The organism is Dactylosporangium sp. CA-233914 (genome assembly GCF_050942935.1).
GTDB lineage: Bacteria > Actinomycetota > Actinomycetes > Mycobacteriales > Micromonosporaceae > Dactylosporangium.
On the sequence record NZ_CP192030.1, the window covers coordinates 12,537,051 to 12,562,463 of the forward strand.

A 25,413-nucleotide genomic window follows, 5' to 3' on the forward strand; every position below is an offset into this window, starting at 1 on the left:
GATCTGGCGGATCAGCGGTCCGATGGCGTGATCCGGTCTTGTACCGAGGCGTTCTCGAGCGCTCGCGGAGGCCGGCTGGGCTCCGGACGCCTGCGGATCCGACCCCACGGCTTGAAAACCGCCAGCACCGTAGCGATGAGCAGGGCAGCGGGCGAGACGATCGGCGGATAGATCATGTCGCCCACCGAGGCGGTCACCGACTGCCCCGCCGCAAGCTGCCGGCCCAACTCGCTCAACCCGTACAGACCCGGGCGCAACGCGATGGGGACGAGCCCGACGAGCAGAATGTTCAACGCGAGCTTCGTAGCGACCCACCAGTACCGCACCAGGCCGTACTTGCTGCCGAGGCCCAGCACGACACCGCTGGCGAGGCAGACGGTGCCGGCGGTGAACAGCGGCCAGACCGCGAAGAGTTGGAGCGCCTGATAGCAGAGCGCTCGGATGCCGGTGTCGTCGGTGAACACCGCGGTGAAGATGACCACTGCCATGGCCACGTCGATACCGAGCCACGCGCCGGCGGACGCGATGTGGACCACAAGGACGGCCTTGCGGGTTCGGACACCCAGCCTGGGTAGCCGGGAGTTGCCCCGTGCAGTGCTCACCAATTCTCCGATCGGCAGATGGCTGCCTGACGTCTTCGCTACGTCGTTACGACCGTCCAATTCTGTGGGCGATGGATCGGTCGGATCGTCGGCTCGCCGGCGCAACCGTGTGTACGTCAGCTGACGTAGTCTCCCGGGCCGGCCTACCGGGCCAGGCGCACTCATGCAGCGGCACGTATGCGGATACGCCGGGATGCGGACGCCTGTTCGAGGAACATCGTGCTCCGGCCGGGTTGTTCGCGATGGTTACTCTGCGCCGACGGGTCAGACGGCGTGAGGACGAGCTGAGCCAGGAGGTTGCCCGGGTGAGCCGCCACCTTGTGTACTCGTTGGAAGGCGTGCCCGGCACCGGCGGGCCGATGGCCACGGCGGTGGCGGATGGTCGGGTCGTGCTCGTGACCGCCGCCGCGAACGAGATCTTCTCCCTGCACTCGGACGCGTATCCCGAGCCCGACGGCACGATCAGGTTCTGGGACCTGGCCACCGGCCGGCCGCTTGGCGAGCCGATGCGGGGCCACAAGCGTGGCGTGTGGGCGATGACGGGCGGGGTGCTCGACGGCCGGCCGGTGGTGCTGACCGGGGGCGGTAACGGCACGATCGGTATCTGGGACGTGGCCAGGCGACGACGCCTGAAGAAGATGCGCGGTCACACCGGCGCGGTGCTGGCGCTGGCGTGGGCCGACGTCGATGGCCGGCCGGTGGTGGTGAGCGGCAGCGCCGACGGCACGCTGCGGCTGTGGGATCCGAGCACCGGCGAGATGGTCGGCCAGCCGCTGACCGGACACGAGACGGTGCACGCGGTGGCGACGGCTGTGCTCGACGGCCGGCCGGTGGCCGTGTCCGGCGGCTGGAAAGCCCTGCGGCTGTGGGACCTGTCCACGGGCGAACCGGTCGGCGAACCCCTCACTATCACCGGACAGAGCGGCCGGGCGCCGGTGTACGCGGTGGCGACCGCGATCATCGACGGCTGGCCGGTGGCCGTCACCAGCCACCACAACACGGCCAGGGTCTGGGACCTCACCGACGCCCGGCAGGTCGGCAAGCCCCTCACCGGCCACGAGCACGAGGTGCGGGTGGCGGCCACCGCCGTCATCGACGGCCGCCCGCTGGCCATCACCGCCGACCACGAGGTCCGGGTCTGGGACCTGCGCGACAACGACGCCCCCGGCCGGTTGCTGGGCCGTCACGCCGCCTACGTGGTGGCGATCGCGACGGCCGTGCTCGAAGGACGGCCGGTCGTCATCACCGGTAGCGACAACTTCGCCGACACGCCGGTTGTCGAAGTACGGGTCTGGGACCTCGGCAACGGCTCGAACCAGTACACCTAGCACCACGGATCGGGGTCCGCGCCTGCCGAGAACGCACCGGTAGAGGCGTTCGCGGAAGGCTTAGCGGAGCGTCTTCGGGCGGTATCGTACGCCGATGGCGATCGGATCGGCGCCGGTTCCGGCAGCCCTCGGGTGGGCGCTGGTGGGCGCGGTCGTGGCTGTGGGCGCCGGTGTGGCCGTGGGCCTCGGGGCGTACCGGCGAAATCGGCGCATTCTGCGGCGCGGCGCGCGGCTGAGCGCTGAAATCGTCGCGGCCGAGATCGCCCCGCTCAAGGGCCCGGACGGGTCGCGGCGGCGCAACGTGCGGCTGCGGCTGCGCTTCGAGGGCATCGAGGAGCACGTGCTGGAGTTCCTCGGGTACCGCCTGCGCTCCGACGACGCCGCGGCGCTCACGCCGGGCGCGACAGTGCAGGTCTGGGTGCTGTCGGAGGATCTGTCCGAGGTACGCGTCGCCCGGCCCGGCGACGTGGACCGGATCCTGCCGTTCCAGGCCGCCCCGGAGGTGTCCGGCGAGTACCCCGACGGCGGCGTCGACGGCCTCGGCACCCTGCTGGACCGGTGGGGCTGAACGGGCGGCGCCTCCGGTGGGGTCGCCCGGGACGACGGCGCTCGGGTCGCGCACCAGCAACTTGGACCCGGTCTTTCCCTATGACGGCGTCCGGTTTCAGTAGCTTGAAGCCCGGTTGAGGCGGCTGCTGGCTGCCTCTACCGGGCTTCGGGGCTGGGTTGTGCGGGATTCAGATGAGCCAGCGGTTGCGCTGGACGATCGGGAGCTTGGCCCAGCGGCGGCCGAGGCCCCAGGTGTGGCCGGCGTAGGCGGCGGCCAGGACGATGAGCACGACGGCGTAGACGACGTGGTAGTCGGTGAGCGGGTTGGTCGAGCCGGTGGGCGCGCCCTTGGCGGTGTGCTGGGCGAGGGGCCACTCGGCCAGCCACATGCCGGCCATGATGAGGGTGCCCGAGGCGGCGGCGACGCGCAGGCCGATCCCGGCGATCAGGGCCAGGCCGATGCCGAGCATGCCGAACATGAACAGCCAGTTGGCGTACCAGGTGCCGGCGATGGTGTGGAAGAAGCCCTGCAGCGGTCCGGCGTCCACCGAGGCGAGGAAACCCTTGGTGGGGTTGCCGCCGTTGATCCACGCCTTGGCCTCAGGAGTGCTGTAGCCCAGGCCAAAGGTCTTGTCGAGGAACGCCCAGAGGAACACGAACCCGGTGGCGTAGCGCAGCACCGCCAAACCCTTGGCAGCCGTCTTGGTGAGCATGCTGCCCGGGGCCTCGACCCGCTCAAGGTGATTGACCCGGTGAATGTGTGCGGTGCTCATGGCTTTCGGCCTCCTGCCGTCTCCCTGTTGACACACACATCGTCATCCCAGACCGGCACCAGACACCCGGGCCGAACCTCCCCAATCACACGGGACCGAAGTCACCCCACCACCGGGACAACAAACCCGCCAGCCGCCAGACGCAGTAGCAAGATTGTCGTCTTTCAATGTGGCTACGAATTCCGAACGCCTCACCGCATCGACTTGCGGCGCTTCATGCTCGCGGACTTCGCCGTGTTTCGGCTGCGGGACGCCGGGCCGCGGCGGAACGGCCAACGGGGCCGCCCGTGCGTCGCAAACCGACCAGTATGGTGTCGACGGGCGTACAAGGTACGATTTCCATCCAGAAGCGACAGCACCGGCGCTTCACCCCTGGACGCGGACAGTCCGGGCGAGCGGAACCGTCGATGTGGCATCCCTCTCAATGGACGCCATTCCATTACCTTTCGTGATCACGTAACTTCAGGGTGTGGCATCGGTGAGTAGAGATAAATGACTCTGCCGTCGCCGTAGGGGGTTCGTACATGTCGTCCAGCGTCTGCCAGCAGCCGGCCTCGCCGCACTCCGCGCCGGGGCCCGAAACCGCTCCGCCGCAACGCGCCATCTCCTTCCCCGTCTACCGCAGACTGGCCAGATTCGCCCGCGATCCGCTTACCGAGTTCGAGACCATCGGCGGCCAAGCCAACGGTGCGGTCGTCCGGCTCAACCTGGGGCTCTTCCGGCCTTACCTGGTCACACACCCCGATGACGTGCAGCACGTCCTGAGTGACGACGCCGGCCGATACATGCGCGAGGGCATGCTGTGGAAGCCGGTGCACCGGCTGACGGGCAACGGCATCTCTGGCGATGGCCCGCCCTGGAAGGCGAGCCGCGAGGTGCTACGTCCCGTGTTCGCCGCGCGTCACGTCGCCGCGCTGACGGACCTGCTCGCAACCACGGTCAATGAGGCAGTTGACGGGCTCGATGACCATGCGACGACCGGCAAGCCATTCGATGTTGCCGACGAGATGACCCGGATCGCGGACCTCGTGCTGGGTCGCGCCTTCTTCGGTGGTGGCATCTCAGCGGCCGACGGCGGCCGGCTCGGCCGGGCCGTCGCCGTCGCGTTCACCTCGCTGACGGCGCGGATGCTCCTGCCGTTCGCACCGTCATGGATGCCGCTGCCCGGCGACAGCGCGTTCCGGAGGGCGGTGCGCACCGTCGACGAGGTGATAGACCCACTCGTGACGCAGCGCCGGCACCAGCCCGACGCGGGCGACGTCGTGGCGCTGCTGTGCCAGGTCCGCAACGAGGCCGGGCAGCCGCTCAGCGATCGGCGCATCCGCGACGACGTGGTCGCCATGTACGTAGCCGGCACCGAGACCACCGCGATGGCCCTCACCTGGCTCTGGGTGGCGCTCGAGGCCAACCCGGCCGTTGCGGCGAAGCTCCGCGCCGAGGTCGAGCAGGTTGTCGGCGATGCCCGCCCCAGCGCGGCGCACCTGCCACAGCTGCGGTACACCCGCATGGTGATCCAGGAGGTACTCCGGCTGTATCCGTCCGCCTGGTTCATCCCACGCACCATGCTCGGGTCCGATGTGGTCGGTGGGGTACGACTCCCGGCGGGCAGCACCGTCATGGTCAGCCCATACCTCACCCACCGGCTGCCGTCGGTGTGGGGGGAGGACTCGCACACGTTCGACCCGGAGCGGTTCGCGCCGGAACGAGCCAAGCCGCACCGGTTCGCGTACCTGCCGTTCGCAGGTGGCCCGCACCAGTGCCTCGGCAGCCAGCTCTTCATGATCGAAGCCCAGCTCGTGGTGGCGGCAATGCTCAGCCGCTACCGGCCACGGCTGCGGGACGACGGCCCGGTCCGCCCACAACTCGCGGTCACCCTACGGCCCGACCGGCAGCTGGCCATGACGATTGCCCGGGAGAACCAGTGACCGGAGACGGTGTGACACAGGCCGATGTCAGCGGCGTGCGGGCTGACTCGGCATCGACCGGGTTCGAGGCGGACGCACTGGTGGACGAGGTCGCCACCACGCAGTGGGGCTGCATCTCCCCATCGGTGTACGAGACCGGGCGCCTGGTGTCGATCGCACCATGGCTGGTCGACCACGCCGCACGCGTGGCGTTCCTGCGAGCCGCCCAACGTCCCGACGGCGGCTGGGGGCAGCCGGGCGGGTACGCCCTCGCACCGACGCTCAGCGCGAGCGAGGCGCTGCTTGCCAGTGCCCGCCGCGGCGACGCGACGGCCGCGGAGCCCGCCGGTCAGGGCCTCGACCGGCTCATGACCTGGCTGGCCGGGGCGACGCCGCTGCGGGCCGCCGAACTGCCGGACACGCCGGCGATCGAGCTGATCGTCCCCGCCCTGATCGACCTCGTGAACAGTCACCTGGACACCCTCGCCGCCCGGCCGATCGCCGGCCTCGACCGGTTCACCGGTGTACGGCTGTCGGCGCCCTCCGGAATGGACGACCTGACGCTGCGGTCGATCCGCGCGGCACTCAACGCCGGGGCACCGGTGCCGGACAAGCTGCTGCACGCGCTCGAAGTCGTCGGCCCCATCGCTGGAAACCAACCCGTACGACCCGCGGCGATCGGCGGGGTCGGCGCATCACCGGCCGCCACTGCGGCATGGCTGACCAATCATCCGGCGGCCCCGACCGCCACGGCGCTGGGCTACCTGGAAGCCATCACCCGCCACCACGGCGGACCAGCGCCGAGCGTCATCCCGATCGCACCGTTCGAACGCGCATGGGTACTCAGCCTGCTGATCGGAGCAGGCTTTCCGCTCGGGCGCACCGACCGGCTCGTCGCCGCCCTCGCCGCGCCGCTCGGGCCAGCCGGGATCGCCGGCGGCGACGGTCTCCCACTGGACGCCGACACCACCTCGGTCACCCTGCTGACCCTGGCCCAGCTCGGTGCGGCACAACCGCTCGACAGCCTGTCGGCGTTCGAAACGGACACCCATTGGTGCACCTGGCCTGGGGAGAGGACCCCGTCAACGACCACGAATGCCCACGTCCTGGAAGCGTTCGGCCACCACGTCGCCACGCACGGCGGGGCGCAAGCGCGAAACCGCACGGTCGTCGGCAAGCTCACCGAGTGGCTCTGCGGGCAACAGCGCCCTGACGGCAGCTGGCTGGACAAATGGCACTCATCGCCGTACTACGCAACGTTCTGCTGTGTCGCAGCGCTGCACCGCTACGGCCGCCTGGCTGGCGGCGCGGCCGCCGATCCGGTCGGCGTGCTCCGACGGGCCATCCGCTGGATCGTCGACACCCAAGGCGTCGACGGAGCCTGGGGCCGCTGGCACGGGACGGTCGAGGAGACGGCGTACGCGGTACAGACCCTGCTGCTCACCGCCGCCCTGGACGAAACCGGGGCGCACGCCGCCGCGGTCGACGGGCTGGCCTACCTCACCGCAGCACACGGGCGCCAGCCGGACCCGGCGTTGTGGCATGACAAAGATCTCTACGCGCCACCCCGCATTGTCCGAGCCGCCGTCCTCGCCGCGTTTCGGCTGGCCGGACCGACCCATCCACTGACCCACGGAAACTCATTCGCCCTCCCTACGGATTAAGTAGCGACCGACCGGCAAAATGCGTTACTTGAGCCTGCGAGTGGTGGGCCGGGTGTCCCCGCGGTAGAGCGTTCCGGCGCGACGGATGAGTTGAACGGTGACGTTGGCGTTGGCGTTGCGGTTGGCGCATCGGCGGATCTTGCCGAACCCGTTCATCCACGAGTTTTGTGTGACTCTCGCCGCACCGGGCCCTCGCGAGGTGCGTAGCCATCGCTGGATGGCCCTCCAGGCCATGTGGTTGCGACGACCAGCGTGGCCGGGTCGCCCTGGCGCCGGACTCCCGAACCGGACACCAGGATACTTGAAGTGACTGATCGGGCACTGCTACGGTGCCCGTCGTCAAAGGACCGTGACCGCCGCGCCGCATGTCCAGCATCATCAGCGCATCGCGTGGTCACGGCAAAAGTCCGGTCAAATCCGTCGGACGCGTGGGTTTTCGGGAGACAGACACTCATGAGATCCGGCAGCTCACACGTGCGGACGAAGATCGTCGCCCTGCTGTTGTCACTCGTCGCGCTCTGGAGCTTCGCCGCCTGGGTGACGTCACGCGAAGGGCTCAACCTGCTGACGGTCTCGACGCTGGACAAGACGGTCGGCCGACCGGCCGAATCCCTGGTGGAAGCGATGCAGCAGGAGCGTCGGCTCTCGGTCATCTACCTGGCCGGCCCGACATCCGAACGGCGGCAGGCCCTGGCCGAGCAGCGGTCCAGGACCGACGCCGCGCACCAGAAGTTCAACCAGCTCACGCGCCGGGAGACCGACGGCAGTGACATGCTTCACCGGCGTATCGCGAATGCCGCCGCCCGGCTCGACCAGTTGAGCCAGACACGCACCAACATCGATGCCAGAACCATGACCCGGGCTCAGGCCGCCGATTTCTTCAGCGGCATTGTTTCCGACACACTCCTGATTTTCGGCGCGCTGTCCACACTCGACGACGCGGCGATCATCAACGACGGTCGCACCCTTGTCGAGGCCAGCTACGCCCGTGAAATTCTGGCCCAGGAGGACACGCTGCTGACCGGTGTGCTGGCCGCGGGCAAGTTCGCCGCCGCCACCGAGCACGCCCAGTTCGTACAACTGGTCGGGGCGCAGCGGGTGCGATACGCGGAGGTCGCCGGGGCACTGCCTGAAGCGGACCGGATCGCGTACGAGGCATTCGTCCAGGGCGAGGTCTTCGGGAAGTTCCGCGCGGCCGAGGACCTGATCGTCAACCAAGCACGGGCCGGCGGGGCGCTGCCGCTTGACACAGCCGCCTGGCAAGCCGTCGTCGAGCCCGTCTTCGACCAGCTGCGCGGCCTGGTCCTGCAGGCCGCCGACCACCTCATTGCGCGCGCCGGCACCGCAGCGGTCGGTGTCATCATCCGGATCGCCCTCGCCGGCGGCCTCGGCCTGGTCGCGGTCATCGCCTCGATCATCATCTCGTTCACCACCGCGCGGTCGCTGCTGCGGCAGTTGGAGCGCCTGCGCGACGCGGCCTTCGCCCTGGCCAACGAGCGTCTGCCCGGGGTGGTCGCCCGGATCGGCCGGGGTGATTCGGTCGACGTCGCGGCCGAGGCGCCGCCGCTGAAGTTCGGCCGCGACGAGGTGGGGCAGCTCGGCGATGCGTTCAACCTGGTGCAGGAGACCGCGATCCGCACCGCCGTCGAGCAGGCCGAACTGCGCCGCAACATCCGGGAGGTCTTCCTCAGCCTGGCCCGGCGCACCCAGAGCCTGGTGCACCGGCAGCTCACGCTGCTGGACGAGATGGAGCACCTGGAGCACGACGAAGAGGCCCTCGAAAGACTTTTCCGGGTCGACCACCTCGCCACCCGTATGCGCCGCAACGCGGAGAACCTGATCGTGCTCGCCGGCGCTAACGTCCGCCGGACCTGGCGGCAACCGGTGCCGGTGATCGACATCATCCGCGCCGCTGTCGCCGAGGTCGAGGACTACCCCCGGGTGACTGTCTCACCGTCCAACCCGGCCGGGGTCGCCGGCGTCGCCGCCCTGGACATTTCCCGCCTGCTGACCGAGCTGATCGAGAACGCGACCACGTTCTCCCCGCCGCACACTCCCGTAAGCGTCCGCGGCCAGAAGGTCAGCAACGGGTATGTGGTGGAGGTGGAGGACCGCGGTCTCGGAATGAGCGACGAGGACTTGGCCACAGCCAACACAGAGCTGAAGGCCCCGCCGGAGTTCGTATTCTCTCCCGCCGCGGTCCGGCTGGGACTCTTCGTGGTCGGCCGGCTCGCGGCCCGCCACGGCATCCGGGTCGAGCTGTGCGGCTCTCCGTACGGCGGGACGAAGGCCATCGTGCTGATCCCGCAGGCGCTGGTCGTCGCGGCCGATGCGGCGGAGCCGGCCCAGCCAGCACCCGCGGAAGCCGCACCGGATGGCAGCAACGCTCAGGGCGCGCTCGCGGCGCCGTCGGCAGCGTTGAACGCAGCCAGACGTGCCGGTGGCACCGCTCTGCTCGCCGCACCCCCGGCGGAGGCCCCAGCGGAGGCGCCGGCGCAGTTCCCGGTGCAGCCCAACGCCGTGGAGCGCAGCGCCGCGCCGCCGGCGGCGCGGACGCCGAACGGGCTGCCCCGCCGGCGGCGCCAAGTGCGTGCGAGCGAGACGGTGGACGAGCCGGTCGCCGCGCCGCAAAGCCCGGACGCGACCCGATCCCGGTGGTCCAGTTATCAGCAGCTGACGGCCCGCGGCCGCGAACAGGCCAAGCGAGCGGTGCAGCCGTCTGATGACGCCGACGCGCCGGTCGAGCCGGAGCCCGGCAACAAGACTGACACGAGCCGGGATCGGTAAGTTGCGGCGAGACCTGGTAGAGGGAGACAGTTCGGTGCACCAGTCGACAAAACAGACCACCAGCCTGGAGTGGCTGCTCAACAACCTCGTCAAGCAGGTCGAACATCTCCAGCATGCGGTGGTGCTGAGCGCTGACGGGCTGCTGATGGCAACCTCCGACGGGCTCGCCCAGGATGCCGCGGAGCACCTGGCCGCGGTCGCGTCCGGCCTCCAGAGCATCGCCCGCGGTGCCGGACGCCGCTTCGGCACCGGCTCCGTGCGCCAGACCGTCGTGGAGATGAACGAAGGGTTGCTGGTGGTAACACCCGCCGGGCAAGGCGCCTGCCTGGCGGTCCTGGCCGGCGTCGAAGCCGACATCGGCGTCATCTCGTACCAGCTGGCCCTGCTTGTCGTTCAGGTCGGACAGTATCTGGCCGCCGACGCTCGAACCCCTGCTGATCCGGCAGGAAAGTCATGAACGGGCACACCGACGGGCCGGCCTGGGTCGACGACGAGGCCGGGCCGTTCGTCCGCCCCTACGCGATGACCCAGGGACGGACCCGTCCGTCCAACGGGGTCTTCGACCTCATCTCGGTGGTCCTGGCGATGCAGCCGTCCAGCGCTGGCGGCAACGACCTGCAACCCGAGCACATCGCCATCCTGGACCTGTGCCAGCGGCCCATCACGGTGGCGGAGATCTCGGCCCACCTGAAGCTCCCGGCCGGCACCGTGCGGGTGCTGCTCGGCGACCTGCTCGACGCCGGGCTCATCCTGACCAGCGAACCCAAGCCGGCCGATCAGCCACGTCAACATGTACTCAAGGCGGTCATCAATGGGCTACGTGCGCTCTGAACCGGCGGACGGCGAACTGCTGCCCACCACGGTGAAGATCCTGGTCGCCGGTGGATTCGGCGCCGGCAAGACAACGTTCGTCGGTGCGGTCAGCGAGATCTCGCCGCTGACTACCGAGGAGCAACTGACCGAGGTCGGTGTCGGCATCGATGACACCTCCGGGGTCGACCGGAAGACCACGACCACGGTAGCGATGGACTTCGGCCGAATCACCATCAGCAGCAGCCTCGTGCTGTTCCTCTTCGGCACCCCGGGCCAGGATCGCTTCTCGTACCTCTGGGACGACCTGGCGCAGGGCGCGATCGGCGCCGTCGTACTCGCTGACACCCGACGGCTGGAGGACTGCTTCCCGTCGGTGGACTATTTCGAGCGCCGCGGCACATCGTTCATCGTCGCAGTCAACTGCTTCGACGGCGCGCGGCGATACGAGGTCGACGAGGTACGGATGGCACTCGACCTCGATCCCAGGGTGCCGCTGGTCCTCTGCGACGCGCGCCGGCGGGCAAGCGCCAGGGAGGGACTGATCACGCTGGTCGAGCACGTGATGGCTACCGAGGAGCCGATGCCCGTCGGCTGACCTATGATCGATCCGTGACCGCAATCGCCGATCTCCTCGCGCCACGGGAGGCAGGTGCGGTCTGCGCGGTAGCCAGTCATGTCCAGCGGGACCTGATCGCCTGCGCCGAGGCATACCCGGAGTTGTTCCCCGCCAAGCCGTTCGACGCAACCTTCTTCAGCACGATCGCCTTGGCCAACACGTTCTGCGCGCCGTGGCTGACCGCCGACCAGCTCCGCCCGGCCAACCGCATCACGATGTGGATCTTCGGGGTCGATCGGCTGATGGACCTTCTCGCTACCTCCCGGGGCGAGATCGACTCGATCGTCGCGCGCTGCCTCGCGGTCGTCGACGGCGCACCCGCGCCCCCGGACGACCCGCTGGCCGGCTTCCTCGCCGACATTCGCGCCGAACTCGCCACCTCGCCGGCTTTTCCCCAGCTCGCGGAGATCTGGCAGGACGACGTTCGCCGGATGCTCGCGTCGATGGTCCGGGACTGGGAGTGGAAAGCCGCCCCGGATGCCCCACTGCCCACATTGGACGAATACCTGGCCCAGGCCGAGTTCGGATACTCGCTGGTATTCCTGTCGCACTGGATCGCCACGACCGGTGCACCCGTCACCGACATCGATGATCTCGTCGCCGCCGGCCGGCTGGTCCAGCAAATCATCCGGATCCTCAACGACTACGGCACTTATCACCGCGACGTGACCTGGGGCGACGTCAACGTGCTGCTGCTCGGCGTCGGGCGGGAGATCGTCGACGCCAGGCTGGTCGCGCTGATCGAGGAGGCCGAACTGCGGCTCGCGCCGCTCATGGCGACGAACCGGCCGCTCGCCATCTTTCTCAGCAGGCACATCACGTTCAACCAGGGCTTCTACGGCCTGGCTGACTACTGGGGCAGCCGCTGACCGGCCCGACCTCGACGGATCCGTTGCGAGCCGTGCGGGTATTGGTTGAGCAGTTGCAGCCTCCACGATCCCGACCGGCCCATCGTCGACCTGACCCACGAGCGGGTCAAACGCCGCCCAGTCCTCGGCGGGCTGATCAACGAGTACGAACGAGCCGCGTAGAAGGACCCGCTCAGGGTCGATGACAGGGTATGGAACCCCACACGCCGCCCGTCCACTGTGTGTAACGCGGACAGCGCCGCCGACGCCTTAACCACGGAAGCTCGGAGCCGCTTGCGTGCAGATGGGTGGATGTGTCATTGCTGTCATCTGGGGTGACAAAATCCGGACGGCCGTTCGCGCGCGCCGACACCGCCGGCAGGTCCGGCCATGAGGGCCGGGCGTGGGGATGGCCGGTGACACGACCGCGACCGGCATCGGGCTCACCGGATGAACTGGCCGCATCGGTGATCGCGGCACAGCGCGGTGACGAAGCGGCGTTTGCGGCGCTCTATGTGGCGGTACAGCCGGGTCTGCTGCGCTATCTGCGGGCGCTGGTCGGTGACGATGCCGAAGACGTCGCCTCGGAGGCGTGGCTGCACATCGCCCGCGACCTGCCCGGCCTGCGCGACGCCGCCGGGTTTCGCGGCTGGGCGGCGACCGTCGCCCGGCACCGCGCCCTTGACCACCTGCGCCATCACCGCCGCCGGCCGGCCGTGGCCACCCCGATCGAGGAGCTGGCCGAACTGCCTGCGGGCCAGCCCGACGCCGGCGATCAGGCGGTCGAGGCGATCTCCACCGACCAGGCGGTGGCATTGATCGCCAGTCTGCCCCGCGACCAAGCCGAGGCGGTCCTGCTGCGGGTCGTCGTGGGCCTCGACGCCAAGAGGGCGGCTCAGGTGCTGGGTAAACGCCCCGGCGCGGTCCGGGTCGCGGCCCACCGGGGCCTACGCCAGCTCGCCGCGCTTCTGGACCAACTTCCACGCAACTCTGGCCGGCCCGGTGTAACGCCCGGCTCGGCTCCGGCGCCGGGACAAGTGAGATGAGGAACCGTCGAACCCGCCGCATCACCGCCGCCACCGCCGAGCGCCTTCTCACCGGTGCCGGTGGCGACCGCGTCGACGACCAGCACCACCTGCTGGCCGTCGTACTCGCCAGCTCGGCCGGCTCAGCCCAGCCGGCCGAGCTCAGCGGCCTGCAACAGGCCGTGGCCGGGTTCCGGGCCGCTCAGCTCGATCCCGTCCCACCTTCACGGAGACAATCAGTGATCAAAACTGCCCTGGTCAAGCTGCTCACCGTCAAGGCCGCCGCGATCGCCGTGGTCGCGGTCGGCGCCGGCGGGGTGGCCCTGGCCGCCAGCACCGGGAACCTGCCCAACCCGCTGAACACTCACGCCAACCCCGCCGCATCGGCCGGTATCTCCAACGCGTCGGCACGCCCCTCGGCGTCCGGCCACGGCCCTTCCAGCGCCGACCCGTCACCCTCGCTGGTCGGGCTCTGCCACGCGTACACCGCCGGCGCCGGCGCCGAGCACGGCAAGGCCCTCGAGAACCCGGCCTTCAGCGCCCTGATCACCGCCGCCGGCGGCAAGGACAAGGTCGACGCGTACTGCAGCACGCTCTCCGCCGCCTCCGCCAGCGAGTCCGCCCACCCCGGCGGCCACCCGACCGGTGCCCCCACTGGCCAACCGGCCGGTGCCGCCACGACCCACCACACCGGCGCCCCCACCGATCGCCCGACCGGCGCCCCCACCGATCACCCAACCGGCCGCCCGAGTCAGGAGCCGACCGTCCGCCCCAGCCACTGAATCCCAGCGAGCCGGGGCGGGCAGGAATTCTGCCCGCCCCGGCTCGTCTTGCCGCCACGCCTGCGGGATCAGCTCATCCAGCACGCCAGGGTAGACCGAGGCGGCGCCGGTGATCACCTCGAGACCAGCACGTCGATGACCTGCCCATACTGGTCAACCGCCCGGTCCACGTACCACCACACCCCATTGACCCTGACATAGATCTTATCGAATGCCACCTGTCACCGGGTGAATGGCGGCAGAACCGGGCGGCGCTCGCCGGCCAACGTGACGCCGTTGCGGCAGGCACGCCCGCTGGTCGGGGCCCGCGCCGCCACTGTACGGCGCTGGCTTGGAGTCCGCCCGTGCTGTCAAGCTCGAAGCGGCAATGACGACGACCGCCCAGGAGAACGCGAAGCCGCTCGGCGAGCGAGTGTCGCCGAGCGGCTTGGGCGCAGCTAGCCCTGTTCGGTGTGCAGCCGTCGAGGCCGGGCGAGTATCAGCCGAGGCCGTGCACCCGCTTGTACTCGAGGGTGTAGGCCAGCTTGCCGGGCTTGGCGTCGGAGTACGGCTTGCTGAGCTTGTCGAACTCGCCCTTGTTGGCGGCCTTGCCGTTGTTCCACTGATCCAGCGCACCGAGCTCGGTGGCGGTGAAGCCGCTGTCGACGACGGTGGCCTTGGGCAGTGCGGTCATCGTCTCGGTCAGTGCCTTGACGGTGGCCAGGTAGCTGGCGTGGTCGTTCGGGTTCCAGGTGGTCAGGTCGATCGGTTTGGCGTCGCGGACCCAGCTGCCCCAGTAGAACTCCTGGAACGGCAGCCCGTTCTGGGCGTAGCCGATGTCGCGGCCGAAGTAGAGCAGGCTGCGGTACTTGTCGTCGGTGAAGTTGGCCAGCCCCACGCTGGTCGGCAGCTTGTTCACCGTGGTCGGATTGCCCTGCGGGTCACGCAGGTACACCCACTTGTGAGCCTGCATCTGTGCCCAGAAGTCCTGCCGGGTGAGGCTGCTGTAGTTGGCCTGCACGCGCAGCCGGACATGCATGTCGGGGCCGCCGTCGGGAGTCTCGTAGAAGGACGTGAGCGTGTGGTGCCCGTCGGTGAGGAACGGCTCGCCGCCGGGTCCGATGACCACGGTCTTCATGGCGGCGACGCTGTCTGTGGTCTCGGCACCGACCGCGAGCTGGCAGGTGAAGGAGGACGGGTCGTCCAGCCGAGCGCCGGGTGCGGCCGTCGCGGCCGCGATCCGGCCGTCGGCCTCGCACCAGTCGTCGAACTTCTTGTTGATCGCGTCCTTGCCGAGGGTGTAGCGGCCCAGCTTGTAGTAGACCTCGTCGTAACCCAGTGACGGCTGCGTCGGATGCACGTCGCCGATGCGAACGTCGAGCAGGTCATCGGCCTCAGCACACAGGTACTGCGCGAACGGCGTCTTGCGCTGGTCGTGGTCGCAGAACGCCGGCCGGGTACCCGGCGCCCCGGGGGCGGCGAACGCGACCGGCGCGAGTGCGGCGAGCCCCGCCCCGACCGCGACGGCGACCGCCGCCCCGAGCACCGCGCCACGGCGCGACGAAGATCTGAAGCGCATTATGCGTGCTCCTCACTGGCAGTGTTGATGTTGACGCCGAGCGTCGTGGTGATCATCCAACGCGCGAAAGCGCCACCATGACATGCAGGTAAATCCGAGGAAACGATCTTGTGTCAACCTCAGCGGATACTCCCCCAAGGCACTGAAATCGCGCGGCCGCTGATAGGGACACCAGGCCCGGCACCGTTGAGCCGGGCCTGGTGACTGGGTCTTCAAAACCGCTAACTAACTGTTGGCGCCCGCGTCCGGCGCCAGGATGCCGAAGCTGACCAGCCCGACCACGACCGCACCGAGGGCTACGCGGTAGACGACGAACGGGACGAAGCTGTGGGCGGAGATGTACCGCAGGAACCAGGCGATCACGGAGTAGCCCACGACGAAGGCGATCACCGTCGCCAGGATGGTCGGGCCCCAGGCCGGGCTTGCACCGCCGTCGCCGATCTTGGTCAGTTCGAGCAGTCCCGAGGCCAGCACTGCGGGAATCGCCAGCAGGAACGAGTAGCGGGCGGCGGCTTCGCGCCGGTATCCGAGGGCGAGGCCGGCGCTGATCGTGCCGCCGGACCGGGATACGCCAGGGATGAGCGCGAGCGCTTGTGCGAACCCGTAGCCCAGCGCGTGTGGCAGCGTCAGTTCACTGATGGCCTTGGTGTTGCGGGCCAGCCGGTCGGCGATGGCCAGCACCAGTCCAAAGACGATGAGGGTCGTGCCGATCAGCCGCAGGTCGCGAAACGCGGTCTCGATGGCGTCCTGGAGTGCCAGCCCCAGGACTGCGATCGGGATGGTGCCGGCGATGACGTACCACCCCAGCCGGGCTTGCGGGTCTTTGCGTCGTTGGGGGTCGTACAGCGATACCGTCCACGCGCGGACGATGGACGCGATGTCGGAGCGGAAGTAGATCAATACTGCGGTCTCGGTGCCCAGCTGGCTGACCGCGGTGAACGCCGCACCCGGATCGGGCCACCCGAGCCCGGCCGACACCAGGCGTAGATGCGCGCTCGATGAGATCGGCAGAAACTCCGTCAAGCCTTGCACCAGACCCAAGACCACCGCCTGCAACCAGCCCATCACAGCCCACCTGTCGAATGCTCCACAGTGGACATCACCATCAGGAATCCCTTTCATCGGTACGATCGGAAGCGTTTCGAGCTCTTACCGGAGGGTGTCCACAGGGGACTCATTCAGGCGGTTGCGGAAGCTCCCTGCCGTGCTGACCCTGGGGCAGCCGGTCCTCGCCCAAGCCCTGCGGCGGCGTGCACGACCAGCCGCAACCAGGCGCACGGCATCTGTACCGACGGGGCCGCGACGCGAATCAAACTCGCCGCCGTCGACCCCACCGCCCGGCTCACCGGCTGGGCGCCGCCGGCCAACGGGATCGTCGGGGTGCGGGGCTCTGGCCGCGAGTCCGGTCACCGGCGGCTGCGAGTTCACCACGATTGGTGGCATCGTGCAGAAACGTGTCGCCGTCTTCGGCTGACCGCATCCATGCAGGACGATCGCCGCCGCGCCGGGTTGCCAGCGCTGGCGTCGGGATCAGGTGGCCTCGTCCCACGAGGGACGCGTCACCGGCGGGACCGCCGGACCGGCCGTGTCCCGGGTGACGTTCCTGGCGGCGGCCGCGGCTGCCTCCGCGTCGCGGTGCACGCTGTGCGCCACGCCGCGCACGTCGTCGTAGAGGCCCTGCAGCGGCTGGCGCAGGGCCGCCTCGTCGGCCTCGCTGAGTAGATGCTTGCGCACGAACGTCCTCGGATGCAGATCTTCCAACTGCAGGTCAGTGCCGAGTTCCCGGCCGAGGTCACCGGCGGCGTTGCGGGCCAGTTGCCGCACGGTGCGCAGCATCCGCAGCCCGTCGCTGATCGCCTTCGGCAGCCGGTCGGGCCCGAAGACGAGCACCCCGACCAGGACGATCACCACCAGGTGCCAGCCGCCGAGGTTCTCCAAACCCATCGTGCCGCCCCCTCCTCGCGCCCCGGCAGCAACCCTACCCGCTCACCCGGCGGGTCCAGCCTGCCCGCACACTGTCAACCGGGCACAGCCTCGCCCTGCCGGCCGACCAGCGCCGTACGGCCGTGACACCGGCCCGCTCACCCGGCGGGGTGGTGGCGCCGCTACGGCGTACCGCTCGCCGGGACAGTCTGCAAGACTGCGCGCCTGCACCAACGCGTCGCCCGCCGCAGCACGGCATGCCGCACCGCCACCACGACCACTTGGCCGGCCGGAGCGGCGCTGGCCTGGCGCGGTGCGCTGGGCCTGCTCGTCGCCCTGGCCGGCCCGCAACCTGCTCGGCGACACCGGCAAACAGGCCCAACAGCGCGGCCACGTCGACATCACCGGCGCCAAGAACATCCTCCTTATCGGCATCGATGCCCGCCCCGGCCAAGACCCCGCCGAACTCGTCCGCGCCGACTCGATCCTCATCCTGCACATCCCGGCCAGCCACAACGCCGCGTTCCTCATCTCCATCCCCCGCGACACCTGAGCGAAGATCCCGCCATACGACAACGGCGCCAAGCGCTACCCCGGTGGCCACGACAAGATCAACGACGCCTACGCGTTCGGCGGCGACGGCCTCACCGGCACCGCCGAGCACAGCCACGCCGTCGAACTCCTCGCCATGACCATCAAGAACCTGTGGGGCCGGCCTGAACTGGTCACGCGGCGGCGCTCAGGACCGGGGAAATGACCGCTGTGGCTCAGCCGACGGGCGGCCCCGGCCCCGATCGGCGGGCCAATGAGGCTCCGGCAGGTCGGTACCCCACCGCGGACCGTGAGCACGCCGTTTCTCACGGCTGCGGCGACACTGTGTCGCACCTGGACCGACAGTCGGCCGCCATCGCCGAGAACCATACGGCGAGGCGGCCGACTCCGGAAGCGTCTGTCAGCTGAGCCGGAACGGTAGCGGCGTTGCCCCGAGTGTGGAGACTTCGACCGCAGTGCGGACCTTCGTGGTGTAGCCGGCCTTGGACGCGGTCAACGTGTAGGTGCCGACGGGCGCGGTGATGCGGTAGTAGCCCGCGGCGTCGGTGGTGCCGGTGCGCCCGCCGCCGGCGTCCACTGTGGCACCCGGGATCGGCGTGCCGCTGGTGGTGGTGACCCGTCCGATGATCGTCGGCGCGCTGACCGGGCTCGCGCCGATGGTGACCGTGATGACGGTGTATGAGTGGGCCGGGAACGTGTAGTCGAAGTTCGCCCCGACGCCGGTGATGGTGCTGGTCGCGGTCTGGATGAGGCCGGGGTTCTGCCAGCTGTTCTGGTCGAGGTAGCCGGGCGAGTTGACCGTGGCGACGCTTGCCGTCGACCCGATCGTGCCGGCGCCGGTGAGGTTGATCGTCGAGGTCTGAACGGCGGCCGGGTCGCGGTTGACGACCGACAGGTACAGTTTCGTGCCGTCCGCCGACCGGGTGGTCGTGACGTCGAGCATCGGCACGCCGCTTCGGGCGGGCAGGTTGCCCAGCGCGGGGGCGGTGTACGTGGGGCCGGCGACGGTGGTGTCGAGCAGCAGCGGGCCGCGCTGGGTGGCGGCCAGCTTCTGCACCAGGTACCCCGGCGTGACGAAGCTGCCCCGGTTGGCCAGCCGGATCGCGCTGCCGTCCCAGAAGTTCACCAGCGCCGACGCACCGTTGATCTCGTTCACGTCTGCCCGGCGCATGAACAGGTTGAGCAGCCCGGCTTCCTGCAGGCCACCTTCGAGGGTACGCGTGCGGCGGTGTTCTTCATTGAAGTACATCGCGTTCTGCTCGGTGACGGCGAGCTTGATGTCGCGGCCGCCGCCGCTGGCCAGGATGGTGTTGGTGGCGGTGGCCATGCGGTCGCCGATGACCGCGGGTGCACCGACCGACGCCTGGTAGACGGTCAGGTTGTCGTAGTTGGCGGGCAGTGGCTGCGGGCTGTAGTAGTGCACCGACAGGTGGTCCATCCGGCTGGCGGAGGTGCTCAGGACCGTGGTGTTCCAGGTCTGGTCGTTGTTGGTGCCGTCGCCGCCCTCGCCGATGAACGCGATCGTGGAGTCCTTCGCGGCCATCGCGTCCCGGAAGGTGTTGTAGCTGGCGGCGTAGTTCGCCGCCGACGTCCAGCCGGGCGTCCACGAGCCCCAGACCTCGTTGCCGATCTCCCAGGTGCGGACGTTCCACGGCTGACTGCGGCCGTTGGCGGCGCGCTGCGCGCCGTAGGTCGTGGCCGTGCTGCCGTTGGTGTACTCGACCCAGTTCGCGGCCGTCGCCGGGGTTCCGCGGCCCCAGTTCACGTTGAGATAGACCGGGATCGAGAGGGCTGAGGCCAGCGCGAGGACCTCGTCGGTGCCGACGTCGTTGCTCAGCCAGAGCGCGTCCCACTGGTTGTAGTGCATGGGCGGGCGGTTGTCGCGCGGGCCGATGCCGTCGGTGAAGGTGTAGCTGTCGGCGATGATGCCGCCGGGCCAGCGGATCGCGCCGGGCTTCAGCGCGGTCAGCGCGTCGACGAAGTCCTTGCGCCAGCCGCCCAGCGTCACCTCGGCCGGGTCGAGCGGCATGACGCTGACCATGTCGATCCACAGCGTTCCGGTGCCGGCCGTGCCGAGGAACAGTTTCGCGTAGGGGTCGGTGGTGGTCGGGGTCAGGGTCGCGGTGAACTTGCTCCAGCCGGAGCCGATGCCGCTGAACGTCGTGGAGGCGTACGCGGGATAGCTCGCGCTGTCTCCCACGTCCGGTCCGAGCGTGACAGTCACCGGGCTGCTCAGGGCCGTCTGCTTGAGGTAGGCGCTGACCTGGTACGCGCGGCCGGCGGTGACGGCGATGCTGCCCTGGCGCAGGCCCTTGCGACCGGTGGTGTGCTGGGCGATGTCGATGCGTTGGGCGTAGGTGCCGTTGTAGCCGGTCCGGTCCTGGCTGTAGACGGCCTGGTCGGCGTAGCCGTCCTCGGCCCAGCCGTCGGTGCGCCACCAGGTGAGGTAGTCCCACTTGGTGACGGAGGTGCCCCAGCCGTAGAGGAAGGCCGAGTAGTCGCCGTTCGGGACCGCTGTCGTTGCGGCGAGACTGTACACGAGCCGGTCGTTGGCGAAGAAGTTCACGGTCCGCCCGCCGCCGGTCCACCGGCCGACCTCGATGCGCAGTACCACGGGCAGGCTGATCGCCGGGCCGGTCCACGGGGTGACGCCGTCGCCGTAGACGCGCAGCGTCCCGCCTTCGACGCCGAACTCGACGTACTTGGAGAAGTCGCCGCGCCCGGTGCCGCCGTAGATGTTGAGCAGGCCGTTGGTGCCGGTGTACGAGTCGAGCTTGGCCTCGACGGTGTAGTCGTAGACGTCGGACTCGGAGACCGGTTGGGACATGATGCCGTAGCGGCTGTTCGCGGCGCCGTTGATCACCATCTCGCTGTTGGACATGCTGGATGTGCCCCAGCCGCCGGCGAGGGTGGAGTTGGTCCAGGCGGCGCTGATGCCCGGCCCGCCTTCGAAATGGTTGTCCCAGCGGTCCAGCATGTGCACTTGCCGGACATTGACGGAGTCCCAGGTCGTCGTCGAGGTGCCGTAGCCGTACAGGAACATCCGGAAGTCCGGTGCGGGCACGTCGAACCGGGTGGCCAGTTCATGGACCTTGGTGCCGTTGACGAAGAACCGGAACAGCCGCCCGTTCGACCAGTACGGGCTGATCTGGACGGTCAGCGTGGCGGGCAGGGCGACCGCGCCGCCGGTGAAGTTGCCGGTGCCGTCGCTGGTGAAGACCCGGGCGACGCCGCCTTCGACGCCGAACTCGACGAACTTGCTGAAGTCCCCCGCGCCGGTGCCGCCGTAGATGTTCAGCAGCCCGTTGGTGCCGCTGACGCCGGTCAGCCGGGCGTCGATCGTGGTCCAGTCGGTGGAGCTGTTGCGGATGTAGTCCGACAGCGCCCCGTAGCGGGAGTTCGCTGCGCCCGTGACGGTGAGGTTGCCGCCGCCGACGGCGACCGTACCGTTGGTGGCGCCTTCCAGCCGGGTGGGTGTCCACCGGGGTGAGAGGGCCGTTCCCTCGAACGCGTCATAGGTCGCGTCCGGGGTCATGGTGAGGTAGTCCGCGGTAACCGTGCCGCTCCAGCCGTAGAGGAAGGCGCGATAGGTTCCGGGCAGGCCGGTGAAGCCCGACAGCGTGTACACGAGCGTGCCGTTGTAGTAGAAGCCGAGGGTACGGGCGGTTCCGGCCAGTCCGGAGACGTCGACACGCAGGGTGGCCGGCGTCGACGCGGCGCCGCCGGTCCAGACGGGCTGGCCGTCGGCGAAGACCTTCAGCACGCCGCCCTCGATCGCGAACTCGGCGAAGTGGCTGAAGTCGCCGGCCCCGGTCCCGCCGTAGACACTGAGGATGGCGTTGGTCCCGGTGTACGAGACGATCTTCGTCTCCACACTCACCGTCGCGTAGCGGCTCTGCGGGATCGGGTTGCTCATGATGCCGTACCGGCCCGGCGCACTCCCGGTGATCACCGCGTTTCCGCCGGTCACGGCGACGGTGCCGGCGGGCGCGCCGTCGAGGCTCATCGGCGTCCACCGGGAGGCGTCCAATGTGGATCCGTTGAAGCCGTCGTAGAGGGTGCTGCGGGCCGACGTCACCTGCTCCCTCTCGAAGGAGCGGTCGGCGACACGTTCGGCCCAGGCGCCGTTCATCTCGTCGGAGGCCCACTCCATCATCTGGCCGGTGACACCGGGCTGAATCACCCCGGTCGGCGCGCTCGCGTCGACGGAGATGAGGTTGGCGCCGGCGGCGGCGGCCGGTTTGGGGATCGCGGTGGCGGCCGCGACGAGACACAGGATGGAGAGGGTGCGAAGTAGCGGGCGGTGCATGGCGTCTCCTTCGCTGGGAGTGCCGCTGCCCTGGGTCAGGCAGCGGGTGCGAGGCGGAGCATGGTCCAGGAGACCGGCGGGAGCGCGGCGGTGAGCTCGCCGTCGGTCAGGGTGCTGGCGTTGCCGGTCCGCGGCTGGACGCGGTCGGGGTCGGCGGCGTTGTTGGTCTGCAGCAGTTCGTCGGCGACGCCGCCGAGGACGAGGTGCTCGACGATCCGCAGGCCGGGCAGTGCCCGCAGCTGGGCGGTGAGTGTGACAGCGTCGGTTTCGCTGCGGTTGACCGCGAGGACCGTCACGTGACCGGTCTCGGGGTCGTGGGTGGCGACGACATCGGCGACCGCCACGTCACCGTGCTGCGCCGTGTCGTAGGTCGGAGTGATCGGCTCGACGCGCAGGACGTTGCCCCGGGCGTGCCGGGCGGTGAGCGCGAACGGGTGGAAGATCGTCTGCCGCCACGCCGGGCGGTCGGGTTCGGCCCGGATCGGGGCGATGATGTTGACCAGCTGGGCGAGGCACGCGACGCCCACCCGGTCGGCGTGCCGCAGCAGGCTCATCAGCAGCGAGCCGACCACGACCGCGTCCTCGACGGTGTACTCGTCCTCGATGAGCCGCGGCGCCTGCGCCCACTCGAGGTTGGTGTGCCCGGCGAACCGGCTCTCGTACCAGATGTTCCACTCGTCGAAGGAGAGCTTCAGCCGCTTGCGGGAACGCTTCTTGGCGGCGACATGGTCGGCGGTGGCGACGACGCCGTCGATGAACCGGTCCATGGCCGCACCGGAGGCGAGGAATCCGGCCCGGTCGTCCCCGTGCTTCTCGAAGTACGCGTGCAGCGAGATGTAGTCGACGTGCTCGAAGGTGTGGTCGAGGACGGTCGCCTCCCAGGAGCCGAAGGTGGGCATCCGGTCGTTGGAGCTGCCGCAGGCGACCAGCTTGATGCCGGGGTCGACCTGCCGCATCGCCTTGGCCGTCTCGGCGGCCAGAGCACCGTAGGCATCGGCGCTCTTGTGGCCGACCTGCCACGGGCCGTCCATCTCGTTGCCCAGGCACCAGAGCTCGATCCCGTACGGGTCGGCGACGCCGTGCGCCCGGCGCAGGTCGGACCAGTGCGTGCCGCCCGGGTGGTTGGTGTACTCGAGCAGGTCGCAGGCTTCCTGGATGCCACGGGTACCGAGGTTGACCGCCATCATCGGCTCGACCCCGGCGCGGCGCGTCCAGGTCATGAACTCGTTGACCCCGAAGGCGTTGGTCTCCACCGACCGCCACGCCAGGTCCAGCCGGCGGGGACGCTCGGCGAGCGGGCCGACGCCGTCCTCCCACCGGTATCCGGAGACGAAGTTGCCGCCCGGGTAACGCACGGTGGTGATGCCCAGTTCCCGGACCAGCTTGAGCACGTCGAGTCGCAGCCCGTCGGTGTCCGCCTCGGCATGGCCCGGCTCGAAGACGCCGCCGTAGACGCAGCGGCCCATGTGCTCGACGAACGAGCCGAACAGGCGCGGGTCCACGGCCGCGATGCCGAAGGCGGGATCGAGCGTGACAGTGCAGGTGAGCACGACGGTACTTCCTATCTGGTTCGGGTTCATTTGAGGCCGGTGGTGGCGATGCCCTGTACGAAGAAGCGCTGCGCGAACAGGAACGCCACGGCGAGCGGGGCCAGCGAGATGGCCGCGCCGGCCATGAGCGCGGCGTGGTCGACGCCGGACTGGCTGGCGAACAGGGTCAGCGCGGACGGCAGTGTCCGCATGTCGAGGGTGCTGGAGACGACCAGCGGCCAGAGGAAGTCGTTCCACAGGGCCATGAACTGGATGACGAACAGCGAGGCCAGCGCGGGCCGCGCCAGCGGCAGGACGATCCGCCAGTAGATCTGGAAACTGTTGGCGCCATCGATGTGGGCGGCCTCGTCGAGCTCGCGGGGCAGGGTGCGGAAGAACTGGCGCAGCATGAAGATGCCCAGCGCGCTGGTGGCCCGCGGGATGATCAGACCCTCGAACGTGTTGAGCCAGCCCAGGTCGAACAGGGTGAGGAAGACGGGGATGATGGTGATCTGGAACGGCACCATCAGCGTGGCCAGGATGACCAGGAAGATCGCCTGGCGGCCACGGAACGTCAGCCGGGCCAGGGCGTAGCCGGCCAGCGAGTCCAGGAACACGAGCAGGATCGTGGTTCCCCCGGCGAAGACGAAGGTGTTGAACGCCAGCCGGGCGAACGGCAGCTGCGTGACGACCGCTTGGAATCCGGCCACGCTCCAGTGGCCCGGCCACAGCCGCGCCGGGTCGGCGTAGAGGTCGGCGGGAGTACGCAGGGAGACCCCGACCATCCACACGAACGGCAGGATGGTGGCGGCCGCGGCGACGGCGAGCACCGCCCAGGCGGCGTACCGGACGATGTGCCGCAGGACTCGCAGCGCACCCGGTAGCCAGGCGGGCGCCGCGACCGGTGCGACCGTCTCAGTCGTCATCGTCGTGCCTCGCAATCCGCAGCTGTAGCAGTGATACGGCGAGGATCAGCAGGAACAGCACCCAGGCGATCGCGCTGGCGTAGCCCAACCGGAACTCCACGAAGCCGCGCTGATAGAGGTAGGCCACGATGGACTCGGTGTGGAACAGCGGCCCGCCGCCGGTCATCACATAGACCAGGTCGAACAGCTGCAGCGAGGTGACGGTCGAGATCACCGTGGTGAACAGCAGCGCCGGGCGAATCTCCGGCAGGATCACCGCGCGCAGCCGCTGCCAGCGTCCCGCACCGTCCAGCGTGGCCGCCTCGATGAGGGTGTGCGGCACCCCTTGCAGGGCGGCGAGCAGCACGATCATCGAGAAGCCGGCGCCCTTCCAGATGCCGACCGCCATCACGGTGGGCAGCGCCAGCTTCGTGTCGGTCAGCCAGCCCGGACCGGTCAGCCCGACGGCCTCCAGCCAGGCGTTGACGAGACCCACCTGCGGGTCCAGGAGGAACTTCCAGACCACGCCCACGACGGCGAACGAGGCGATGGTCGGGAAGAAGAACGCCGATCGCAGCAGCGAGGTCAGCCAGGTGGTGCGCCGCAGCCACAGCGCCAGGGCCAGACCGCCGAGTACCTGCCCGGTCGTCACGACCACCGTGTAGAGGCCGGTGACCATCAGGCTGTTGCGGAACCGCTCATCGCCCAGCAGCTCGCGGTAGTTGCCCAGGCCGACCCAGGCGTGGGTCTGCTCACCGACGGTCCAGTCGTGCAGGCTCATCCAGCCCGAGCGGACGATCGGCTCGGCGATGAAGACGCCGATCAGCAGCAGGCTCGGCGCAACGTACAGGTACGCCGGATTGAGGCGCAGCCGACGCCGGGGTGGCGCCGCGCGCCCGGTGGCCGGGGTCAGGGTGGCGGTGGTCATGCCGTCCTCCAGTGGGAG

Annotated in this window: 21 protein-coding genes and 2 pseudogenes; 12 read left to right on the forward strand and 11 right to left on the reverse strand. The window is 69.5% G+C overall.

What is annotated here, in order from left to right; translation table 11 throughout:
- Positions 1-11: 11 nt before the first annotated feature.
- On the reverse strand, positions 12-602 hold the full coding sequence (locus tag ACQPY0_RS56125) for a hypothetical protein (protein ID WP_432981188.1): 591 nt from the start codon (positions 600-602) through the stop codon (positions 12-14).
- 305 nt (positions 603-907) lie between these two features.
- On the opposite strand from ACQPY0_RS56125, the gene ACQPY0_RS56130 reads away from it, so the two are divergent.
- Together ACQPY0_RS56130 and ACQPY0_RS56135 are read left to right on the forward strand one after the other, a co-directional pair.
- A complete protein-coding gene (locus tag ACQPY0_RS56130; protein ID WP_432981191.1) occupies positions 908-1,930 on the forward strand; it encodes a WD40 repeat domain-containing protein in 1,023 nt (340 codons plus the stop codon).
- A gap of 94 nt (positions 1,931-2,024) precedes the next feature.
- Positions 2,025-2,498 (forward strand): hypothetical protein, encoded by a 474-nt coding sequence (locus ACQPY0_RS56135; protein ID WP_432981194.1) that lies wholly within the window; start codon positions 2,025-2,027, stop codon positions 2,496-2,498.
- A gap of 169 nt (positions 2,499-2,667) precedes the next feature.
- Here the strand turns inward: ACQPY0_RS56135 and ACQPY0_RS56140 are convergent, their stop codons facing one another.
- Entirely contained in the window at positions 2,668-3,252 is a 585-nt protein-coding gene (locus ACQPY0_RS56140) for a hypothetical protein (RefSeq protein WP_432981197.1), read from the reverse strand.
- A gap of 524 nt (positions 3,253-3,776) precedes the next feature.
- On the opposite strand from ACQPY0_RS56140, the gene ACQPY0_RS56145 reads away from it, so the two are divergent.
- Together ACQPY0_RS56145 and ACQPY0_RS56150 are read left to right on the forward strand one after the other, a co-directional pair.
- On the forward strand, positions 3,777-5,177 hold the full coding sequence (locus tag ACQPY0_RS56145) for a cytochrome P450 (protein ID WP_432981200.1): 1,401 nt from the start codon (positions 3,777-3,779) through the stop codon (positions 5,175-5,177).
- An 11-nt stretch (positions 5,178-5,188) separates the two neighbouring features.
- Positions 5,189-6,820, forward strand: a complete 1,632-nt coding sequence (locus tag ACQPY0_RS56150; protein ID WP_432981203.1) for a prenyltransferase — start codon at positions 5,189-5,191, stop codon at positions 6,818-6,820.
- Between the two features lie 24 nt (positions 6,821-6,844).
- Here the strand turns inward: ACQPY0_RS56150 and ACQPY0_RS56155 are convergent.
- Positions 6,845-6,982, reverse strand: a pseudogene (locus ACQPY0_RS56155) (IS5/IS1182 family transposase); the annotation flags it as partial.
- Between the two features lie 291 nt (positions 6,983-7,273).
- On the opposite strand from ACQPY0_RS56155, the gene ACQPY0_RS56160 reads away from it, so the two are divergent.
- The 7 genes from ACQPY0_RS56160 to ACQPY0_RS56190 all read left to right on the forward strand — a co-directional run bounded on the left by ACQPY0_RS56160 (position 7,274) and on the right by ACQPY0_RS56190 (position 13,691).
- Complete coding sequence (locus tag ACQPY0_RS56160; RefSeq protein ID WP_432981206.1) at positions 7,274-9,607, forward strand: sensor histidine kinase; 2,334 nt, start codon at positions 7,274-7,276, stop codon at positions 9,605-9,607.
- A gap of 1 nt (position 9,608) precedes the next feature.
- The gene (locus tag ACQPY0_RS56165) at positions 9,609-10,064 is read left to right on the forward strand and encodes a roadblock/LC7 domain-containing protein (protein ID WP_432981209.1); all 456 of its coding nucleotides are present in this window, start codon (positions 9,609-9,611) and stop codon (positions 10,062-10,064) included.
- Complete coding sequence (locus ACQPY0_RS56170) at positions 10,061-10,438, forward strand: DUF742 domain-containing protein (RefSeq protein ID WP_432981212.1); 378 nt, start codon at positions 10,061-10,063, stop codon at positions 10,436-10,438. The genes ACQPY0_RS56165 and ACQPY0_RS56170 overlap by 4 nt, the downstream gene beginning before the upstream one ends.
- Positions 10,419-11,015 (forward strand): GTP-binding protein, encoded by a 597-nt coding sequence (locus tag ACQPY0_RS56175; RefSeq protein ID WP_432981215.1) that lies wholly within the window; start codon positions 10,419-10,421, stop codon positions 11,013-11,015. Before ACQPY0_RS56170 ends, ACQPY0_RS56175 begins: the two co-directional genes overlap by 20 nt.
- 14 nt (positions 11,016-11,029) lie before the next feature.
- Positions 11,030-11,905, forward strand: a complete 876-nt coding sequence (locus ACQPY0_RS56180) for a terpene synthase family protein (protein WP_432981218.1) — start codon at positions 11,030-11,032, stop codon at positions 11,903-11,905.
- Positions 11,906-12,300: 395 nt separating this feature from the next.
- Positions 12,301-12,930: an RNA polymerase sigma factor gene (locus tag ACQPY0_RS56185; protein ID WP_432981221.1), complete on the forward strand. Its 630-nt coding sequence runs from the start codon at positions 12,301-12,303 to the stop codon at positions 12,928-12,930.
- Complete coding sequence (locus ACQPY0_RS56190; RefSeq protein WP_432995930.1) at positions 12,927-13,691, forward strand: hypothetical protein; 765 nt, start codon at positions 12,927-12,929, stop codon at positions 13,689-13,691. Before ACQPY0_RS56185 ends, ACQPY0_RS56190 begins: the two co-directional genes overlap by 4 nt.
- Positions 13,692-13,736: 45 nt before the next feature.
- On the opposite strand, the pseudogene ACQPY0_RS56195 reads toward ACQPY0_RS56190, so the two are convergent.
- From ACQPY0_RS56195 to ACQPY0_RS56210, 4 genes and pseudogenes are all read right to left on the reverse strand, one after another.
- Positions 13,737-13,950: pseudogene (locus tag ACQPY0_RS56195) on the reverse strand (DDE-type integrase/transposase/recombinase); the annotation flags it as partial.
- 219 nt (positions 13,951-14,169) lie between these two features.
- The gene (locus tag ACQPY0_RS56200; protein ID WP_432981224.1) at positions 14,170-15,249 is read right to left on the reverse strand and encodes a ParB-like protein; all 1,080 of its coding nucleotides are present in this window, start codon (positions 15,247-15,249) and stop codon (positions 14,170-14,172) included.
- Between the two features lie 225 nt (positions 15,250-15,474).
- Entirely contained in the window at positions 15,475-16,314 is an 840-nt protein-coding gene (locus tag ACQPY0_RS56205) for an undecaprenyl-diphosphate phosphatase (RefSeq protein WP_432981227.1), read from the reverse strand.
- A 465-nt stretch (positions 16,315-16,779) separates the two neighbouring features.
- Positions 16,780-17,193, reverse strand: coding sequence for a twin-arginine translocase TatA/TatE family subunit (locus ACQPY0_RS56210; RefSeq protein ID WP_432981230.1), 414 nt, complete (start codon positions 17,191-17,193; stop codon positions 16,780-16,782).
- Between the two features lie 292 nt (positions 17,194-17,485).
- Here ACQPY0_RS56210 and ACQPY0_RS56215 point away from each other — a divergent pair, with 292 nt between their 5' ends.
- Positions 17,486-17,725, forward strand: coding sequence for a hypothetical protein (locus ACQPY0_RS56215; RefSeq protein ID WP_432981233.1), 240 nt, complete (start codon positions 17,486-17,488; stop codon positions 17,723-17,725).
- A gap of 399 nt (positions 17,726-18,124) precedes the next feature.
- On the opposite strand, the gene ACQPY0_RS56220 is transcribed toward ACQPY0_RS56215, so the two are convergent.
- Genes ACQPY0_RS56220 through ACQPY0_RS56235 form a run of 4 tightly spaced genes read right to left on the reverse strand, consistent with a single transcriptional unit; the run spans position 18,125 to position 25,395 of the window.
- The gene (locus tag ACQPY0_RS56220) at positions 18,125-22,033 is read right to left on the reverse strand and encodes a carboxypeptidase regulatory-like domain-containing protein (RefSeq protein ID WP_432981236.1); all 3,909 of its coding nucleotides are present in this window, start codon (positions 22,031-22,033) and stop codon (positions 18,125-18,127) included.
- A 35-nt stretch (positions 22,034-22,068) separates the two neighbouring features.
- The gene (locus ACQPY0_RS56225) at positions 22,069-23,583 is read right to left on the reverse strand and encodes an alpha-N-arabinofuranosidase (protein WP_432981239.1); all 1,515 of its coding nucleotides are present in this window, start codon (positions 23,581-23,583) and stop codon (positions 22,069-22,071) included.
- 26 nt (positions 23,584-23,609) lie between these two features.
- A complete protein-coding gene (locus ACQPY0_RS56230; RefSeq protein ID WP_432981242.1) occupies positions 23,610-24,488 on the reverse strand; it encodes a carbohydrate ABC transporter permease in 879 nt (292 codons plus the stop codon).
- Complete coding sequence (locus ACQPY0_RS56235) at positions 24,478-25,395, reverse strand: carbohydrate ABC transporter permease (RefSeq protein ID WP_432981245.1); 918 nt, start codon at positions 25,393-25,395, stop codon at positions 24,478-24,480. The genes ACQPY0_RS56230 and ACQPY0_RS56235 overlap by 11 nt, the downstream gene beginning before the upstream one ends.
- Positions 25,396-25,413 lie beyond the last annotated feature (18 nt).